The organism is Pseudoalteromonas aurantia 208, from assembly GCF_014858725.1.
GTDB classification, from domain to species: domain Bacteria; phylum Pseudomonadota; class Gammaproteobacteria; order Enterobacterales; family Alteromonadaceae; genus Pseudoalteromonas; species Pseudoalteromonas aurantia.
This window is the reverse complement of record NZ_AQGV01000012.1, coordinates 732,831-755,328: the sequence shown is the minus strand read 5'-3', so window position 1 is coordinate 755,328 and position 22,498 is coordinate 732,831. Positions and strand designations below refer to the sequence as shown.

At 42.8% G+C, this 22,498-nt stretch carries 2 protein-coding genes; both read right to left on the bottom strand.

Translation table 11 applies throughout. From position 1 onward, the window contains the following. Positions 1-35: 35 nt before the first annotated feature. Complete coding sequence (locus PAUR_RS07300) at positions 36-12,431, bottom strand: non-ribosomal peptide synthetase (RefSeq protein WP_192507125.1); 12,396 nt, start codon at positions 12,429-12,431, stop codon at positions 36-38. Then, positions 12,431-22,498, bottom strand: coding sequence for a non-ribosomal peptide synthetase (locus PAUR_RS07295; RefSeq protein ID WP_192507124.1), 10,068 nt, complete (start codon positions 22,496-22,498; stop codon positions 12,431-12,433). The genes PAUR_RS07300 and PAUR_RS07295 overlap by 1 nt, the downstream gene beginning before the upstream one ends.

Below are 22,498 nucleotides of genomic sequence, written 5' to 3'. Positions count from 1 at the left end.
AGGTCGATTTTTAAGATACAACTTATAGTTTACATTTACTGATTGAGCACATATTTACTCTGTATTTGTTCAATCAATACCGTATTGTTAGGCTGTTGCAATATCGATAAGTGATCCCCCGCAGCTTCGTATGCTGTCAGGTTATGGCTCACCGCATACCATCCCATATCTTTCGGAACAGCCTTATTTTCAAATTCATTCGTATCTGTCGCTTTTATGACGCTGATAAGCGTCTCCGTCAGCAGTGTGTCTATAGATACATGTGCCCTTAACTGCGCTTTAAATACCCCTTGAAAACGGGCTAACTGCAATGGCGTAAAGTGATAACCCGCATTGGCCAAACGCTTTGACAACCATTGCGTTCTTGGGCATTCATCTAACGATAAATAGTCTGTTTTATCTGCATTGGAAAAGCCCAGCTGGAAAAATTCATCTATATTTTGAAATACAAATTCAATGGCTTGATGCTCACTTACAGGCTCAATAGGTCGCGTTGGCAAAGGCGTATCTAAAATGAGCAATGACGTAGGCTGCTGAGATACTTCCTGCAGCTGTTTGGCCATTTCATAAATAATAAAACTACCAAATGAATGCCCCACAAAATGAACGTCTGCGTGAATATCTGCATCTGCTAGTGCACTCAAATAATGTGCCGCTGTGTGTGCAAGCGACCCAACAACATCGGGTTGCTCAGCAATTTCATCTGGCTGTAAGCCATAAATGGGAATGCGGTCATCTAGTTGCTGTACTAATGAAGAAAAGGCCATTAATAAGCCACCAGCACCAGCCACAAGTACCACTGGTGTGTAACCTTGCTCACCTTTTTGTAAACACAACACCGTACTGAGTTGTTTCGGTTTATGACTAAGCTGAAGTTGTTCAATCTCTCTCGCCAGAGCCACAATCGTGCTGTGTCGAAACAACATGTCAACGGGCACATCAACTTGTAATTGGTAGCTTAACTCCCCCACCAAACGCATTGCTAATAGCGAATGACCACCCAATGTAAAGAAGTCGTCCTCAATGCTCACTTGTGCTTGACTCAGTAATGCTCTAAATCGTTCAACGAGTAAGGCTTGGATCGGATTAGTAGGCGCGACGCATATTGCGGTGTTAGCCGTATTAAGTTGCCCACTCATCACAACTAACTGGTGACGGTCTATTTTGCCATTATTGTTATGAGGCAGCGCTGCAACGCATTGAAACAATTGCGGCACCATATATTCAGGAAGTTGCTCAGCCAATTGCTGACGAAGATACGCGACAGAAATGTGGTCATCACACGTTTCAATAAACGCCACCAGCTGCTCGCCTGCATTTTGACCTTGTCGTACCACCACCGCCGCAGCGGTGACTGATTCTATACGTTGCAAGTGACGCTCAATTTCACCCAGCTCGATACGATAACCTCGCACTTTCACCTGACTATCTAAGCGGCCTAAAAAGTAAATATCCTGGTTATTCTGACACCGAACCTTATCCCCAGTTTTATACAATCGAATCCCCGTATTCGGCTCTTCGATAAAGACACTCGCGGTTTTTTGAACATCATTTAAATAGCCTCGAGCTAATGCACACCCGCTAATGTATAACTCTCCTGCAACATAACTGGGGACTGGCCTCAGATACTTATCTAAAATATGAACATTCAACCCCGAAATAGGCTGGCCAATTGGTATGTGTGTACCGCTAAAGTGTGTAACCTCACACAGTGTGGCAGAAATTGTTGTTTCAGTCGGGCCATATGCATTAATCAACTTGATTTGCGTACCATATTGCTTCTGCCACTGCGTTAACGCACTCAGCTGCATTTGCTCTCCACCGATTGTAATGAGCCTCAGTTGACTATTGAGCGAAACATTCGATGCCGCCAATTGATGCCAATATGCTGTAGGAAGGCTCATTAAGGTCAATTTACTTTGTTGTGCCAAACTGGCCAATGCTGAAGTGTTTAATAGCTGGGTCTGCTCTGCCAGCACCAATGTGGCCCCACTGAGCAAGGTACAAAACACCTCTTCAGCAAATACATCAAAGCTACAACTGGCAAACTGTAAGTAGTTATCTGAGGAGGTTATGCCATAGCTGTGCTGTAAAAATGTCACGTAATTAAGCACACTTTGCTGCTCAACCATCACCCCTTTTGGTACACCCGTTGTACCTGAGGTATATATCACATAGCAAATATCTTGAGGGGCAAACTCCTCCAATGAATACGCAAGTGCTTGACTACTTACTAATGACCCAATGGCATCCAATGCAATAACCGAAGTTTCAGCGATGCTAGTAAGCTCACTCGCATCAATAGCACTTTGGGTCAGCATCATATCTACACTGGCATCTAAGAGCATAAACGTCTTACGTTGCGCAGGTAAATTTGGCGCAATCGGCAAATACGCAGCCCCCATTTTGAGTATCGCAAGGATGGCGACAATTAAATCAGCACCGGCTGGTAGGCACACCGCAATGATCGGTTGTGCATTACGATCACCAGTGCTATCAAACAGTTCAGTAGATAGATAATTTGCGAGTTGATTAGCCGCCTTATCCAGTGCCTGATAAGTCACTGTATATCCTGAGTGAGTTGCATTTTTAACTCGCTCAGCCAGTGAACAACGACTCTTGGAACAATCTTCCAGTGCAATCAAATCTCCAAAACGTGTTGCAACCTCTGAGAAACATTGCTGAATCGTCATATGTGTTACTGGTAGGTCTTGTACTGGCCGACTTTCTTTTTCTATATCTTGCTCACTAGGTAATGTCTTTATTGCACTGTCAAAAGAAAACGTCGGGATTGATAATGCACTAGCGGATGAACTAGGCGCGACGCTGTGCTCTATTCCGTCTAAAGGTATTGATTTTAGAGCTTGCTCTGGTGATTGCACAAATTCATTTAACAAATGTGACAACATTGCTAAACAGTGTTCAGCGGTACCTTGGTTGAATAATCCAACTTGATAACACAAGGTTAAAGACAACTGTTCACCCTGCCCTATAACCAAAGTCATTGGGTAATGTGTTTCGTCTTTATGAGCACTACGGATGACGTTGAAAGGGGCTTGTTCACTGTCTGTCAGTGGATCATCCGGAAAGTTCTCAAATACATAAAGTGCGTCAAACATCACCGCGGCATTATCAATCGCACTCCACCCTTGTACTTGAGTCAAAGGTGAATGAGCGTAATCTGACAGCGCTAAAGCACTGTGTTTAACGGCAGCTAAATAATGTAATATTGTTTGGTCACCTTGCGTATTGAGCAATACAGGTTGCGTATTAATATACAAGCCAATTCGTTGCTCTATATTTGCCAAGTCACTGGGTCGTCCTGACACAGTTTGACCAAACAATGCATAGTCTTTATTGCAACACATACTGATCCAGTATGCCCAAGCACCTTGCAGTAAATGATTCAGAGTCAAGCCATGTTGGCGTGAGAATACTTGCATGGTACTGCACAACTGCACAGATAAAGTGATGCTATGCTCAACGACCGAGCTATTTTTTTCAACCGCGCGTTCAGACGCTAATTCAACCGGGTTTTGTATCAACGCAATATTATTTGCCAATAAGGTCGTTTCATCGGCCTCATACAAATAAGTGTGCCAGAACTGCTGCTCGTCCAATGATGACTTCTGCTCTAAATAGTCAATATAATCTCTATAATTGTCATGCACTTTAGGCGAGATAAAACCCGCTACACGCGCAGTGTATTGCGCCAGTAACTGAGAAAACAATATGGGTAGAGACCAACCATCCATAATCAGATGGTGGTAAGTCCAAATAAATCCTGTGCGCTTGTTCTCAAACAATACAACTTTTAAACGCAGGCATGGCGCTGCACATAAATCGATTCCTTGTTGATACTCATCTGCGGCACTTTGCTCTATATATGCCTCATCATTGCATGATTGTAACGAAGGTATTTCAACGTGTAACGGCAATTCACAGTCACTGATAACAACTTGCACAGGCCCTATTGGACTACTTACAAAAGCGGTACGCAAAATACTGTGTGCCGCAACGACCTGCTCCCATGCATATACAAACGCTTCAACGTCAAACTCCCCTTCAAGGAGCATGGTTGATTGTTCAAGATAAGCATGATTTTGCTGGGCACTGTCACTGTATTGACTGTGAAACCACATACCTTGTTGTAACGCACTCATTGGGTAAATATCAGCAATGTGTTGCGACGGAAATTTGGCAATAATGTCTTGTAAATGTAAATTAGACACATCAGCTAGCAAGCTAAAATCACTCGGCGTATATCTATGTCTAATTAGGTCGTTACCACATGTACCTAAACTTGCAGAGTGTAATTGTTGGTTTATCTCGTTACAATAGCTGGCCACGTCAATAAGGCTCTGCTGATAATATGCAACTAAGTTAGCGACAGTTTGCTCGGTTATACGTGTTTTGTCATATTCAAAAGTGAACGATAATTGCTCGTTAACCACCGCTGCTGTGATCTGTAACCCGTAATAAGCATGGTTTTGCTGCGCATGCAGTACCCCCGCTGATTCAGTCGCATCACCAATCACACCCGCAGTGTCAAATACCGCATCCAACTGACCTAAATAATTAAAAAACACCTGGTTTTTAGTCTTTATTTCTAACGATTCGCGCACTGCTTCATCAGGGTGTGCATACCGCAATGCCCCAAACTGACTGGCCCTTCCTGCAGTAAATGCAAGTTGCTCTTTAACATTACAGATCACATCAGCCAAGTTATTGGTGTTGCTAAATAACCGCAGTGGATACATCGCAGTTAACCACCCCACAGTGCGCGTACTATCAAGGCTATTATTTAATAACTCTCGTCCATGGCCTTCTAGTAACACTACCCAATCTTTCGTTTGATAATGTCGCATTGCACACCAGTGCAAAGCAGCTAATAACAAAGATTGTACCCCAGTGTTGTATGGTTGATTTGCCGTTGTCAGCAAGGAGCGAGTCACAGTCTCGGGAATACTGACTTTACAACTGTCAAGTTCAGAGTCGGTCGCTGGTTTTTGTGTGTTAAAGTTTAACAGCTGCGCTGAATTGGCGGCTTCAGTCAATGCTTGCCAATACGCCAAATCTTCTGTTTTATGACCTTGTTCTTCAAAAAATAGACTGATCGCGTGTAAATTTGCTGTACGCGGCGGTAACTGCAGTGGCCTCTCATGCTGCACAGCAATCAAGGCGTGATTAATGTCTTCCAGCAAAACCCGCCACGACACCCCATCAATCAATAAGTGATGCGCTATAATTTGTAAACGATTACGCGATTCACTATCCGGTGTTATAACGTGGCACACTTTAAATAAAGGCTGGCCATCAAAACTGAATGTGCTTTGGTTGTTATCCCGCGTATATGCAAACGCCTGTTGCCAATTATCACCATGTTTGTGCGCATCAAATTGACTGCATACCGACACAATATCAATCTCCCCAATCACCGACAATTGATAAGCGCCCTGCTGATGATTGACCACTAGCCTTAATCCATCATGGTGTGCCATTACAGACGCTAGCGCAGCGCGTATTTGCTGAACTTCAAACACTTTATCAATGCTTATCAATAACGCTTGGTTCCAATGGTGGCTGTGCGTAAACTGTTGTTCAAAAAACCAACGTTGAATAGGGAGTAATGGTAATTCCCCAACAAATGGCGGGGCTTCTTTGACGAACACTTCTAACGTATTTGAGTGTGCTAAATGCGCTGCCAACAATGCCACAGTGTTGAAGTTAAATATATCTGCGACTGACACTGTGATTTGCAGTGCTCTCGCTCTGCTGGCAATTTGTATGCTAATGATTGAATCACCGCCTGCGGCAAAAAAGTCGTCGCTTGTTTGCAACTGTGCGTTATTCAAAACTTGTCGATATATCTCGAGTAAACGCGCCGACAATGAGTTATTGCCGTGCTGGTGTGTATTCGCATTAGCGTGTTGCTCTAATACCGTCTTAGCAGGACCTTCATGATCTGTTTCGTGTATCGTCGCGTCGTGTGCATTTAGTTGAGAGATGAGTGCTTTATGGTCCACTTTGCCATGTGGTGTTAATGGCAACTCTGACAATATCAAAACCTTATTTGGCACCATATATTCTGGCAATTGAGCACGTAATGAAGCCAAAGCCTGTTGCTCAAAAGCCTGTGTATTTTGAGTATGAGAAACGCCTTGCGCCGTTATAACAAACGCAACTAGTTGTTTAGGTCCTTCATGCACCTGCACCGCAAGTACTACACTTTCGGCTATATCAGGCAATGAGCGCAACTGATGTTCAATTTCAGCCAGCTCAATTCTATAGCCTCGGATCTTAACTTGAGCATCATTTCTACCTATATAGGCAATACGACCATTATTGCGCTGTCGTACCAAGTCGCCTGTCCGGTATGCTCTTACTAGTTCTCCTTCACTATTAAAGACATTAACAAATTTTTCTTGTGTGAGTTTAGGCCTATTTAAATACCCGCGCGCTAGGCCATCTCCCGTGATATACAACTCGCCAATCATGCCTTGTAAAACACGGTGCTGACGTTCATTAAGTATAAGCAGTTCAAAGTTGTCTATCGGCAAGCCTATATCTGGTATGGTTGCACTGTTCATTGTCGATTGCTGTACTTCACCCGACGTCGCCACCACAGAGGCCTCTGTCGGACCGTAGTTATTAATGAGCTTGAACGGATAAGGCGCTGTACTCAACGCGCTCAATTTGTCTCCGCCAACCAGTAAATACCGTAAGTGAGCCGGTTTAAAGCGACTGTCTGATAACATAACTTCTGCAATAGGCGTTGCCAAAAAGCTATGACTTACATCATAGTCATTAAGTAACTTAGATAACCCTTGTGGATCATTAAGCGCATTGCGTGCCACCGCGATAGAACATGCTCCCACGCTCAGGTATGGCCATATTTCCCAAGTCGCCGCATCGAAGGCTATATTCGCGGTTTGGGTAGCAATACTGTTGCTGCCCACATCAAATGTGCGGTTGTGCCAACGACAGAGATTCGCTAAACCGCTATGAGGGATCATGACCCCTTTAGGCTGACCTGTCGTACCTGAGGTGTATATGATATAGGCTAATTGGTCTGGCAATATCGTTGGCAACTTAATTCGTGCGAGGCTTGCTGCATTTGATTTTGTGACATTGCTCATATGAGCTAACACTTCATCAATACATATCACTTGATTGGCTGTCGTGTCGTTTTGACCTAGCCTTGCTTTAAACTGTTTAGTCGTTATGATCCGCTTCGCCCTGCAATCATTGATAATATAAATGATGCGAGAATCTGGATAATTAGGATCTACGGGAACATAGCATCCACCCGCTTTTAAAACCGCTAATAACGAAATGACAAACTCTGCCCCATTTAACATGCTAACAATAACAGGCTCTTCACTCTGTAACCCATTATTAATTAAATCTTTTGCTAACAATTCAGACTGTTCATGTAAATGTCGGTAACTCAGTGATTGAGCTGACTCGGCCTCTATAATTGCCGTATTTTCGGCTGTGCAGCTTGCGCTGGCAATATCGACAATACGTTCAACAATGCTACGCTCGTATGCGTCAACATCACGTTTTCCGCGTAAAGCATGGAGGCCATTCACAGTGCCACTCGATTCTGCATTTAACGTGCGAGTACAGTGCAATTGAATGTCATCTATCAACTGAGTACTGTTATTTAATAATTGTTCTACGAGTTCAGTAAACGCCCCTGCCATTGTGACAATCGTTTGTGACTCAAATAAGGCGTTGTTATAACCCCAATTTAAACGCATTCCCGAGCTAAGCTGCGTACACGCCAGCTCAATGTCGAATTTTATCTGAGGTGCTTGTTCTTGTGTCGCCGCAACTCTCATTCCTTGTAACTTCAGCACCGTATTCACCTCTGGGTTCAGTGAAAAGGTAAGCTGAAATACACTATGATGGTTTAGCCCTCTGGCAAGTTTTAAGCCATCAATGATTTGTTCAAATGGCATTACTTGATGTTCGTGTACATCGAGCATAACTTGCTGCTGGTACTGTACTAAATCAGAGAAAGTCATACCAGCCAACAGTTGTGTACGAATTGGCAGTGTATTAATAAAAAACCCAATCAATGGATCTAATTGTGAATGTGAACGGCCCGAAAATGGCGACCCGATAACAACGTCATCGCTGCCACTATATTTAGCAACCAATAAGGAATACACGGTGTGTAACCACACAAAAGGTGTAACATCAAGCGCTGCACAGCTGTGCATCAATCGTGAAACTTGTGATGGACTCAACATTTCAATATGACTATCGCCTTGCAACTGAGCCTTGGTCGTTCGCGATTTGTCTAACGGTATGTGGTGTAATGGCGGCGCATCTTGTAAATGCGTTAACCAAAACTGTTTTGCGGCGCTCAATTGCAGATTCTGTAACTGTAACCGCTGCCAATGTGCGTAATCGGCATACTGAATGGCTAACGGTTTTTGTAACTTAGCCGGTAACGGTGAACCAGTTGTAAACGCAGCATAAAATTGCTCTATTTCCTCAATCAAAATGGCCAAAGAATGTGCATCACCCGCAATATGATGTAGGTTCACCAATAACTTATATTGATCGTCCTGACGTTTAAATAACCGCAGACGCAATGGTAAATCTGTATTTAAATTAAATGCTTGTTGTTGATCATCTCGTATGACCTTCAGCCAACGACGTTGCTGCTGTTCATTGTTAAGCGCACAACCATCAATAACCTGCAATGGCAATTCAAACTGTTCATGTATGACCTGTATTGGTAAACCATCAGGTGTTTCTTTAAAAGTGGTTCTCAGTACTTCATGGCGCTGTATAATTGCCTGCCATGCTTGCTTGAAGTGTGTGACATTGAACTCCCCAAATAGCACAAATGTTGCAGGCATATGATATTGCAAACTACCTTGGCGTATTTTATCAATACTCCACAGACGCTGCTGTGCAAATGACAAACTTAATGGCTTATCACGTGATATTAACGGTATTGAAAGGCACGAAGCGTCAATAACATATTCACTTTTTGCACGCTTTACTAATACTGCTGCGAGATCTTTCACCACAGGAAACTGAAACAAATCTCGCAGAGCAATAGATAGTTTTGCTTGTATGGTCAAATGCGCAACAAGTTGCGTCGCGAGCAAAGAATGTCCACCCAAAGCGAAAAAATGACCATTTCGACCTACTTTTTCGACTGCTAATATCGATTCGAAAGCACTGGCAATCGCCTCTTCTGTACTCGACTCTGGGCTCTCATATTGTTCTGCCGAAGTCTCAAACTTATCCTGTGCGATGAGTGCTTTTTTATCTATTTTTCCATTGGATGTTAGTGGCAATGTCGCCATCGCAATGACATTACTTGGCAGCATAAAATCAGGAAGTGTTGCCCGCAGAAACTGCTGCACTTGCTCGGTAAGCGCATTAAACTCAGCATCATCATTCAACACGACAAATGCAGAGATCCTTGGGTTATCTACCTGCTCTTTGTTCAGTAGCACCACGACACTTGCAAGCCATGGGTGCATTCGAAGTTGGTTTTCTATTTCGCCCAACTCAATGCGGTAGCCTCGCACTTTAACTTGGTCATCCGCTCTATCAATGTATGTCAATTCACCCGTTGGTAAATATCGTACTAAATCACCAGTTCTATATAACCTTTGACTGGCCTGTGATGAAAATGGATCAGCAATGAAGCGCGAGTCATTTAGCTCCGGTCTTTGCCAATAGCCACGACAAACACCTGCGCCTCCCACATATAACTCACCGACCGCGCCCATGGGTAATAACTGTTGCTGTTTATCGAGCACATAACATGAGGTTGTTGCAATCGGTCTACCGATGTTACTCACCCCATTTGTTACATCATCTTGCGTCAAACGCTTAAATGTTACGTGCACCGTTGTCTCGGTGATGCCATACATATTAATCAATTGACAGTCAGTAAAACGCGTAGCCCATGGGACCAATTTCACCGGTTGTAACGCTTCACCACCAAAAATAACATATCGTAAGTGACTACCTTCACGGCGACTATTTGCCTCGTCTATGAAGGGGGTTTGCAAAGCATAAAACGCGCTGGGGGTTTGGTTTAGTACCGTGACTTTTTCATCAAACAGTAATTGTGCAAATGCAGGGCTATTTTTGCTTGTCTGCGATTCGACAACAACCAATTGGCCACCAAACAAGAGTGCGCCATACATTTCCCATACTGAAAAATCAAAGCAGAATGAGTGAAAGAGTGTCCATACGTCATGCTCATTAAAATCAAACTGATTCGGTTCAACACATAATAAGCGTACAACGTGGCGGTGCTCTATCTGTACACCTTTGGGTCTCCCTGTCGTGCCAGATGTATAAATCATGTAAGCCAAATCACTGGATTCAATCGCTAATTCAAGATTATGACGTTGGTCAATATCAGCGTACAGTGCTGCATCGTCAATATTAATAGCGACTAAATTGCGTTCATCCTGATTAAACAGCTCTAAACTTGCCGCATCACAGAGTACCCATTTGCTGCCAACATCATCAAGAATGTAATTGATCCTTTGCACCGGATAGTCGGGGTCAATCGGCACATAGGCAGCACCAACTTTAAGCACTGCCAGCAGAGTCACCACCAACTCAGCACGTCGAGTAATACTCACGGGTAACATGTCTTGCGCACGCACCCCTTTTGCACGTAATACCCACGCGAGTTGATTCGCTTGGTCATTTAGTTGCTGATATGTCAGTTCATTTTCACCATGCTTGATTGCTATTTTGTGGGAAAATTGCGCCGCTTTTTGTTCAAAAATATGCACTAAGCTTGCTGCTTTATCCCACTGCGCCAGTACACCACTTTGCTGCACGGCTAAGTCAATTTGCTGTTGCTGGTTAAGTAGTTCCAAACATTTAAAATTGCGCTGTGGACCCTCAACAATGTGCTCTAATAATACTTCAAAGCACGTTGCCCAATGCATTATTGTGTCTATTTCATACAGTGCTTTATCAAACTTCCAGGTGAGTAACAAGCCTTGTGTATTAACCGTTGCATTGAGTTCGATATCACATTTAACTGCTACCTGGTGTGCGCGCTCAGCACTGCGATATTCCTGAATATCAAGCTCTGGTAATTGAAAATCGGCTCTGTTATCCATCTCCAAAGTAAACAAAATCTGAACCAATGGATGGTGACTTAAATCTCGTGGACAGTTAAGCCCTTCAACGACCTTATCAAATGGCGTATCACGATACTCAAAAGCTTGCAATATATGGTCTTTTTGTTGTTGCAGCCAATCGTTAAATGACTGTTCTTTGGATAAATCAGCTCGAATAACTAAGGTGTTTACAAATAAGCCAATTAAGTTTTGTAACTGTGGGTGTTCCCGCCCTCTAACCGGGGTGCCCACGACAACTTGTTCACTCTGATTAATGCGTCCAATAAACAACATGAAACTGCTTAACAGCCACATAAAAGGGGTCACCGATTGCTGCGCTGCATGTGCCTGAATCTTAGATAACAACGGCATGGTTAGCTGTTGCCGATACACTAAACCTTGCTGCTGCTGTATTGCCGGTCTAGGCTTATCTGTCGGTAAAGATTGAATGGGGTCTAGCCCCGCTAAAGTTGTTTGCCAATACGTTAAATGCGTAGCTAGTCGCTGCTCAGATAGCATAGATTTTTGCCAATGAGCATAATCAACATACTGAATGGGAAGCGTTGATAGCGCAGAACTAGATGAGGGATATAGTAAATTACAATATGTACGTTGCAAGTCTTGAACGAGTATTTGTAATGATGCACCATCTGACACAATATGGTGCATATTAAAGGCTAAATAATGCTGAGAACCATCTGAGATTAAAAGGACACGCAGTAATATATCCTTCTCTAAATCAAATTTCTGTGATTGATGATCAGTAATAGAGTCAATGATTTTTTGATGGCGCTGTGCAACAGGAAACTCCGCCGCATTTATCCATTCAAACGGCGTATCAAATGACGTAGAAACCAGATGGTGCGGCTGGCCATTGTGCTCTACTTTTGAGCTGAAGCGGGTCCGTAATATTTCGTGCCGCTCTACTATCTGCTTGATAGACTCACGTAGTAATGGCACCTCTATTTTTCCCTGCAATTCAAACTCGGCGGGCATATAATATTGACGACTACCTTGTAGCTGTTCAATAAACCATAACCCTTGTTGTGCAAAAGTAAGAGGTAATCGCTGCGAACGTGATACGACAGGGATCAGCGCATTATCTGACGAGGCTTCTAACGATTTTCGTTGCTGAAAATACGCAATGATCTGCGCTTTATTGGCTATCACCCGTAACTTCAATGCTTCTGGAAAACCATTCGTTTGCTTAAATGCCAAGCTCCCTTGCTTTTCGTACAGAGTAACCCCCACGCTTAAAGCTTCAGCAATAAGGTCTTCAATTACTAATAACTGTCCATTCATTACAAAAACATCTCTTCTGAAGTGTCGCTTTCATTATCATTTGGCGCTGTGTTAGTCATCATTTTCTGAATGCTGTACCACTTAGAAAGTGCTTCTATGGTTGGCCGTTCAAACAAAACGCGTACGGGAATGTCTACATCTAAGGTCTCTTTCACCATTGCCATACACTGGGTGGCTAATAATGAATGCCCTCCCAATGCAAAAAAGTTATCTGTTATTCCCATAGAATCAGCACCTAATATCTTGGAAAAAATATCAATTAGCGCGCGCTCAAAATCATTATTTGCGGCAATATTCTTACTTTCTACAGTAATTGAAGCACTTAGATTCAACAGCTGCTTAGAATCAACTTTACCATTGTGGGTTAACGGTATGTGCTCTACGACCATCCATTTATGGGGGATCATATAGGTAGGTAAAAGCGCAGCTAAATGCTCTTTTAAAGCCCCTATGACATTGTTGGATACGGGCTGAATGCGTTGCTGCTCTGAAAATTGATATTGCAACCCATACTGCTGTGAAATAATGAAGGCTTCAAGTTGTTCTGTCTCAGGGTTTAGCAGTACCTGCGCCTCATCGATATCACCATGACGTCTTAATTGGTGAGCTATTTCGTTTAATTCAATACGATAGCCTCGCAGTTTAACTTGCTCATCTACTCTGCCGTAAAATAATAAGTATTCAGGGTGCATTTGTTCATTTATATGCCAACGAACCTTATCCCCAGTGCGGTAAAAGCGCCGTTCGGTACCCTCAGGCCCCAATGGCAACATGTTAAAGCACTGATTTGTTAGGCTTGGTTGGTTTAAATAGCCTAAAGCAAGATTGTCTCCTGCAATGTATAGTTCACCAATTGCGCCCACTGGGGCCAACTGTTGCTCTGTATCGAGCACCACGAGTCGACTGTTTGCAATGGCGTTTCCAATGGGCACTTGCGTCAACTGCTGTTGATCAAGCTCGGCTATACTTGCCGCATTACAACGATAAACACTGGTTCCGACGGTTGCTTCTGTTGGCCCATACTCGTTCACCCATTGAATGTTAGGGAAATACTCACTGAGTGATTGCAGTAAAGGTAATGGTAATTTTTCACCACCAATAATCACTTGATGGGCTGTGGGGATGATTTTTTGAGGCAATAAAGCCAATATCCCTTGCAGATGTGCGGGCGTGACTTTAAAAAATCCAGAGTGTTCGCTTTGCAAACGTTGCGACAGTTGGGTCAGCATTTGTGTATCATCAACGAGTATATCTAAACACATTCCCGTCAATAATGGCCCCCAAATTGACGTCACCGTCGCATCGAAAGCCAATGGCGTACTCACCACACTAATAGATTGATCGCCATCTAAGTAGGTATCCAACACATGATCAAGATACATCGATAAATTGCGATGCGTTATCTGCACCCCTTTCGGCATGCCCGTCGTACCCGATGTATAAATAATATAGGCCAGATCATCAATATCATAAGCGACAGGTGCAAGTTCACTCATCTCTTGCTGCCAATTATATTCATTTAACAATAAGCGACATGAGGCACTCGATTGCGTTAGCGTATTAAAATCGATATCTAACTGCGACGTAGTTATTAATAGTTCAGAGCCCGAATCGTCTAATATATACTGACGTCTTGATATTGGCTGCTTGGGATCTATGGGCACATAGGCCCCACCTATTTTGGCTACTGCGAGTATAGCGATAATCATCATACTCGATGCCGGTAAACAAATTGCAATCTTGCTGGCTTTACCGATCCCTTTACTTTGCAAGTACCCTGCGAGCTGATCGGTTTTTTTAACCAGGTCAGCGTAACTCATTACACGCCCATCAATATCTATCAATGCTCTAGACTGGTTCAAATGACCTTCATTCGAGCCCGTTTTGCTATGCCAATGTTTATTCAACCTAGACATGACATGGCGAGTATGGGGTTCTGGGCTTAATCGCAGGTTATTTTCTACTGCTTCTTGGCCACTTAGTTCTTCAGCCAGTAACCGCTGTCTTGTATCCGCGCTCATTACGGATAATGATCCAATTTGCTGAGATGGTGCTGTGAGTAAAGCAGCAATCATCACCTCAAAGCTGAGAGTTAGTTGTTCAATCCGCTGTTTTTTAAATAGTGATGTGTTGTAATTCCATTGAATATGAATACCATCACCTTGCTCAATCGCATTTACCTCTAAATCAAACTTCATTCGTACCGCGTGCGTTGAATGTTGTTCAATATGTAAATGCGGTAATGTAAAATCAGTGACTTCATTATTTTGTAGCGCAAACAAAATTTGAAACAAAGGTTGATGTGCCAAATTACGCTCTGGTTGTAACACTTCGACTAACTGCTCAAAAGGCACATGTTGATGTTTGAATGCATCAACAATAACCTGCTTTTGCTGAGCTAAAAGTTCAGTAAAGCATTGCTTGGACTGGGTCTGGCTTCGAATGACAAGCGTATTCACGAAGAAACCAATTAAATCACTCACTTGAGCCTGATCACGCCCCGCAACTGGCGAGCCAATTAGTACATCTTGAGATTGGCTGTATTTCATAACTAATACTGAAAATACCGTATGAAGCCACATATATAATGTTACACCGTGATCTGCACACTGCTGATGTATGGCTTTCGTTGTCGCGGCATTTAAATGGTGAATAACGCTCGCCCCGACAAGCTGTTGTTCTTGAGGGCGCGTAAAGTCCAAAGGCAACTCATGCACATGTGGTGCACCTTGTAATTGTGAGCGCCAATAATCAAGCGATGTGTTCAATGCATTTTCGCTACACACTAAGCGCTGCCAGTATGCGTAGTCAGCATACTGCACTGAGAGTGGTTCAGCCAAAGTTTGTGGTAATTGATACTCTTGCTCAGCAGTATGCGTGCGATAATAGGCAACAAACTCTCGTATTAAAATCGCCATAGACCAACCGTCACTGGCAATATGATGCATGTTAAAGTGCACAAGGCTGGTTTGTTCAGTCATTTTTGCCACTACCACACGCAGCATCACATCATGTGCTAAATCAAATGGTGCTGTACTTGCCTCGAATGCAATATGTGCCCACTGTTCGTCTTGTTCTTGCTGACTGAGCTCGGTTAAATCAAGACATTTTAGTGGTACTGAGAATGTTGAGTTAATCTTTTGCTCTGGTGCATCACTGCCATTTTGATTCACAATTATGGTGCGTAGCACTTCATGGCGCGTAATTAAGTCGTGTAATGCACTCGACACCGCTTTTAGATTCAACTTACCATTAAATATAAAGCTCGCAGGCATATGGTATTGCGTACTACTTTGCTGCACTTGGTCAATCAACCACAGTCTTTGCTGTGCATAAGACAAGGGCAATGCCTGCTGTCTCGACACTTTTACAATCTCTTGAGCGTGTGTAATCTTTTGACAACTCTGCAACGCGTCCGTTAACGCTGCAACAGAAGGTGTTTTAAACAATTGAGGTAAAGTGATATCAAAATGTTTTTGCTCGCGAATTTGTCCAATCAGCCGAATAGCCAAGAGCGAGTGACCGCCTATATCAAAAAAGCTATCTTCTATACCAATATGCTCCAACAGCAACGTTTCACGGAATAGGTTTAATAAATAACTTTGTAGGGGTGTTAAGTCTTTATCATTAACAACCGCTTTAGGCTCTAAATCACGTTGCTCAATACCTACTGTTAACGCAGTTTTGTCTACTTTGCCATTTTTTGTAACGGGTATGCCATCGTGCTCAAAAAATAACGACGGGACCATATAATGAGGTAACGTGTTTGCTAACTGTGACTTGAGAAGGCGAGAAACCATAGTATGACCTTGGCACATCACAATATGGGCGTGCAGCACCGCTTGTTCTACATCGACAGTGACCGCGCAATCCGATACTTCATTTAATTCACGTAATGTGTGCTCAATGGCGCAGACGTCTATTCTAAAGCCGCGCAACTTAACTTGTTCATCAATCCGTCCACTGTATCGCAAATAACTGGTTTCTGTTTTTTTATCCGATTGCCAAAATGCAATGTCCCCGGTTCGATAAAAGCGCTGTGTTCTTTTTTTGCCATTGCTTTGCATAAATGTCAGTGTGACAAAACGTTCATCATTAAGCCCAGCTAAATTCACATACCCTTGGCTAACAACAGGCCCACCAATCAACAATTCTCCCGGCATGTTCAATGGAGTCAATTGATTAAATCTATCAACCACTCGCACTATGACATTACTATTTGGTATACCAATAGGCACATCTTTATGCCCCTCATTTACATACTGAGTATACGGCGGCACCTGAATACCATTGCTGAGCGTTGTTTGTGTATCATCAATGGTATACGTTGTTGAACCAACTGTGGTTTCTGTTGGACCATACTCATTGACCCAACGACAATATGGCAGTTTTTTGCGCAAAGCTGCCAATAAGTCAACTTCCAGCGCTTCACCACCAACCACCAATGTGTGGTTCATTAAAGTGTTACTTTTATCTTTCGATAGGCCAACAATGGCCCTCAAATGCGCGGGGGTTAGTTTGAATAACTTAGCATTCATACTAGAGAATATAACGTCGGTTAACTTAACTAACTGTTCTCCACCTTCAGGTATTATTTCAACGGTTCCACCATGCATTAAAGGCGGAAATAACGCGGTTACCGTAGCGTCAAAAGCCAATGGAGTACTCACAACCGACGACCAGATCACCCCATCTTTCGGTTTATAACAAGTCACAGCATGCTGTAAATATGCACTTAGATTATCATGACTGATCATGACCCCTTTTGGCTTACCAGTAGAGCCTGACGTATAAATGATATAGCATATATCTTCGCCTTTATGACAAGGCTCACCAGCGCGTTCATCACCCTTTGGTGCTGCCGTATCATAGCCACAGAAATTTGAGTCTAAATCAAAAATATCATCTAACAATAAGAAGTCACTGCCACTGTCAACCAATGTATCGGTATCATCACTGTATGCCAAAATCATCATGAGCTCTGCGTCATCAACGATGTAGTTTAATGTTTGGCTGGGCGTGTTACTGTGAAGGGGAACATAAGTATGGCCTGCTCTCAAAATTGCGAGTATCGCCACAACCATTGCAGGGCCCGATGGTAATAAGATGGCGATGCGGCTTTGTGGTTCAAAGGTCATTTCGAGTAAACAATGTGCTAATTGATTGGCACACTGCTCTATCTTCTCATAAGAATAGGCTCGTCCATCATATAACAGCGCATCATAGTGCGGATACTGTCGTGCCATACTTGAAAAATGCGCTGAAAAAGTCGGTTGTTGTGCCACAGTTAAATCGAGCGATTCGGTGTCATATATAAACTGTGATTGTGCTTGGTCAGTCCATAGTTGTAACTTTGAAAGTGGGGTGTGAATGTCGTCAAGACATTGCTGTAACACATAGCAGTACTGCTCAAAAAACGCCTTAATGCTACACTCATTCCATAGTGCAGTATCGTAAAGCCACTCAATATCGATAGCGTCACCACTGTCAATTACCGATACTTCAAGATCTAATTTCGCACTACGTACGCCACTCTCAACCTGTTCAATTATCAACCCATCAAGTTGTAAAGTTTCATTCACGTCATTATTTGCTCTGAATACCACTTGCATTAATGGATGTATTGATAAACTTCGCTCAATATTCAAGGCATCAACAAGTGCTTCAAATGGTAATTGTTGATGTACCAATGCATCGCTCAATGTCACTTTAGTCATTCGCAGCATATGCGCTAGGTCAGTGTCAGATGACATCTGGCTTCTTAGCACTAAAGTATTAATGAAATTACCAATAATAGGCTCAAATTCGGCGAGTTCACGCCCCGCGACAGGGGTGCCAATTGCAATATCATACTGCTCAGAAATACGGCTAAACCATAATGTAAACACGCTTTTTAATGTTAAAAAGAGTGTTTGTGATGATGCTTTATTAAAGCGTCGCAATTGCTTAGTCAAACCCTTTGGTATTGCACCTTTAAATAGCCCACCTCCGCTAATCACATTATTTGAACGTGCACGATCAGTTGGTAGCGTATGCACTGTTGGTAAACCGTCGAGCTGAGAACGCCAATATTCACAGCTATCTTGCCATTGCTGCGAAGCTTTTTGTGTGCGCTGCCAGTACACATAATCGATATAATGATACGGCAGTGCCGTTTGGGCACAGTGCTCATTACCCACAACCAAATTGTTATAACTTTCTGACAGCTCTTTACACAAAATGGAAATCGACCAACCATCTGACACAATATGATGCATTGTGACAATAAGTTGATAACATTGAGTATCGAACTTAAGTAACGTTGCACGTAACAGTAGATCATCCGTCAAATCAAATGATGTGCTGTAATCATCCGCAATGAACGTCTGAGCCACTTGTTGCTGTGATGGGTTATCAGAATCACATAAATCAATTTCAGCCAAGGTAAACGCTAATTGTGAATTTAAGCTCTGCGTTGCTTCTGCTGTCGCGCTGCTTTGATAATTAAAATGAAGTATTTTATGACGCGCAATAACTCGCTGAAATGCCTGTTGTAACGCCACTATATTCACGTTACCTTTTAAGGTATAAACACCTTGTAAATTGTACTGTTCACTGTGACCTTGCATTTGATCAACGAACCACAGCCTTTGTTGTGAGAACGACAATGGATGAACGCCTATTAAATCATGATGCTCAAGCGCAACTATCCCTTGTAAACCACTTTTTTCTGACGTTTGACATAAATATGCTGCCAACTCAGCAACGCTTGAGTATGCAAATAACGCTTTAAGCGAGATATTCACATCTAACTGCTGACGTATCAAGTTCAATAATCGCATCGCTAACAGGGAGTGCCCACCAATAGCGAAAAAGTCATCCGTAACACTGACTTTTTCATGTCCTGTCAATTGAGAAAACAGCGCCACTAAAGTGTGCTCAATATCTGTTTGAGCAGCAACAAACGCACGTTTACTAGCTTGAATTGGCTTATTTTGTAATTGCTTGCGATCTATTTTCCCATTTGCCAAATACGGTAATTGTGTTTCAATTTCCCATATTCGGGGGACCATTGGTTCTGGTAATAGCAACTTTAAAGCATTTACAATGTCTTGCTTCATTTTCGCGATATCTAAATCAACGCTCTCATTTGATAAGGTGCAATACCCTACTAGCGTGTCAAGTTTACCCAATTTTCGACACACCACTACAGCGCTGCTTATTATCGGCAGCGCGGTCGCTTTTGCTTCAATATCTAACAGGTCAACTCGATAACCACTGATTTTTGGTTGATTATCTATGCGGCCTAAATACTCTATATCGCCTTGTGGCGTGAGTTTCACTTTATCGCCAGAGCGATAAAACAACTGTGCTACCCCATTACTTTCATGCTCAACAAAGTTGTCTGCGGTTTGTTCAGGTGCATTGATATAGCCCGTTGATAAACTCCTGCCTCCAATGTATAACTCCCCCGGCATACCTGGTGGTGTAGGCTGTTTTAGCTCATCCAAAATTAACGCCGTAGCATGAGAAAGCGGCTGACCAATTGGATACAAAGTACTCGTACATTGCTCGTTAGACGTAATCTGGTATGTCGTCACACCGATGCATGTTTCTGATGGCCCATAATGATTTATTATGGAAGACGTTGGGTACACGCTCTGCAGTGTATTCACAAGTTGAGGCGTTAATGGTTCCCCACCTAACACCCAATATGAAATAGCGGGTATATGCTTGATATTCTGCGACATGACAGGCAGTAATTCGCTGGCAATACTCGGCGTTATTTTTAATAAATTAACGTCTAGTTGATATAATGCGTCCACAATTAAGCTTGGATCAGCACCAATATCATGACAGGCAAGCGCTACGGTGCCCATACCTGCTAACACTGGATATATTCCTGTAAGGCATAAGTCAGTCGCCAATCCTGTGATCACACCGGCACGTATATTTTCATCAAATTGAATCCGCTCGCTGACCCCATTAACATAATGGGAGAGTGCCCCATGAGATATTTCAACGCCTTTGGGCTTACCTGTCGTGCCAGATGTAAATACCACATATGCTGAGTCACAATGTTGTACTTTTGGAAGGGCGAATTCTTTTTCTATATAAGGACTTATTAAGCCCTCAAATGGATGGATGCTGATTTCATGCTCATTTAATAGCTGCATGTCGGCCTCTACTAAGCTCTGCTTATCAACCGTGATCAGATATTGGCTTTTTGCCTGACTTAGCATCTCCATGATACGACGTACCGGTGTACCGCGCTCAATCGGCAAATATGCTCTGCCCGCACGCATAATGCCAAACATTGCCAGTACTGAATAAGCAGAACGCGATACAAGTAACCCGATTGGGGCTAATTGTGACGTACTGTGCTGTTCTAACAAGGCGGTCATATGTTGAGCAAAATTAAAACTGAGGCTGTTTAACTGTGCATAACTAATCCGGCTTAGTTCTTCTGTATGAACACTCGATTCAACTAACGCCGTTTTGTTTGGGTTACGGTCACTATGAGCCATTACCTTATGTAATAATAAGTCCACATCGTCTTGTACTACGCTATTACTTGTTGTAAATGTATTCTCAGAACGTAAAATTGAAGGCAGGGCTACCTTCCCGATTGCTTGCTCTGGTGCAGAACTCAATGCTGTTGTCAGCGCAATAAAATCATCACTCATTCGCGCTATTAACTGCGCGTCAAATAATGCAGTGCAGTAATCAATACTGCCAACTAACCCAGTATCTGACTCTGTGATATTCAGTGTGAAATCAAACTTCGCCGTATTGTTATCCAAAGGCGTCAGATCCGCTGATAACTCCGACGTTTGATGTGATTCAATGGTAATACCGTTATAGTTGAACAATATTTGAAACAAGGCTGAGTGTGCCGATGATTTTGCTAAACCAAGCGCTTCAATAATACTCTCAAGTGCAACATTTTGATTTTCTAACCCCTGCGCCACCGTGGCCTTTGTCGTACTTATCAAAGTATGAAATGATTGTTCTGCACTGAGCTTTTGACGCAGTGCTAACGTATTAACAAAACACCCAACCATTGCTTCAAATTCTGGCTGGTCTCGATTTAATACTGGTACACCCACAGTCACATCATTTTTCTGACTATACCGATGTAATAACACATAAAATACACTCAGTAACCCAACAAACTGTGTGACGCTATGTTGCTGACAGTAGTGCGTAAACGGCGCTATCGTTGCTTTGGATATGTCAAAATGATGAGTCGCACCGTGATATGTTTTTTGACTTTTTCTCGGATAGCTGGTTGGTAATTCAAACAACTCAATGTCTTTTAACGAGGTTTGCCAATATTCAAGCTGATTAAGGTATACCGGTGTTTGCTTAAACTGCTTTTCCCAATGAACGTAGTCTAAATACTGTAATTGTGGCTGCTGCAACGAGCCAAGATCACCCGGGCATTCCGCCAATATATCAACCAGTTGCTGTACTAATATTTGAACCGACCAGCCATCTGCAACAACATGATGCATCGCAATATACAGCCACTGCCCTCGATTCTGCTGCGTTATCAAGGTCGCTCGAAATAACAGTTCATTTTCTAAATCAAAACAATGCTGCAGTTCATCATCAAGCAGCGCGATAATATCCGCTTTATTTTCATTAACACCGACTTCGATTGTGTCTAAATGAAGTAGTGCCTTTTCATTAATTCGTTGTACGGCATTACCATCGACTGTAACAAAGTTACTTTTTAAAACTTGGTGACGTGTTAGTAAAGTGTTTAGCGCTTGCTCTACATCTGCCGTTAACACTGATGTTGAAAAATGCAGTAACCCGCACATGTTGTACGTCGCTGATAACGGCTCATATTGGTCAATAAACCAAATCCGATACTGAGCGCTTGATAACGGCCCTTGTTTTTGATGATGCTGTTGCATGTAAGCGATCAACGCTTGCTTACATGCTTTGATTCGCGCAAGCTGTTCTGCCGGCACAGTGGTAAGTTGCGTCCGCAGCTTTAAGCGGTCTTCTTGCAAGTAAACAAATATACCTTGTTCATCTAATTCAGCCAAAAAAGCAGCAATTTCTGAATTTTCCAT

What these genes read in the sequence shown, in the direction of transcription:
- PAUR_RS07295 (WP_192507124.1), bottom strand. Translation starts at nt 22,498, where the DNA reads ATGGAAAATTCAGAAATTGCTGCTTTTTTGGCTGAATTAGATGAACAA.
- PAUR_RS07300 (WP_192507125.1), bottom strand. Translation starts at nt 12,431, where the DNA reads ATGAATGGACAGTTATTAGTAATTGAAGACCTTATTGCTGAAGCTTTA.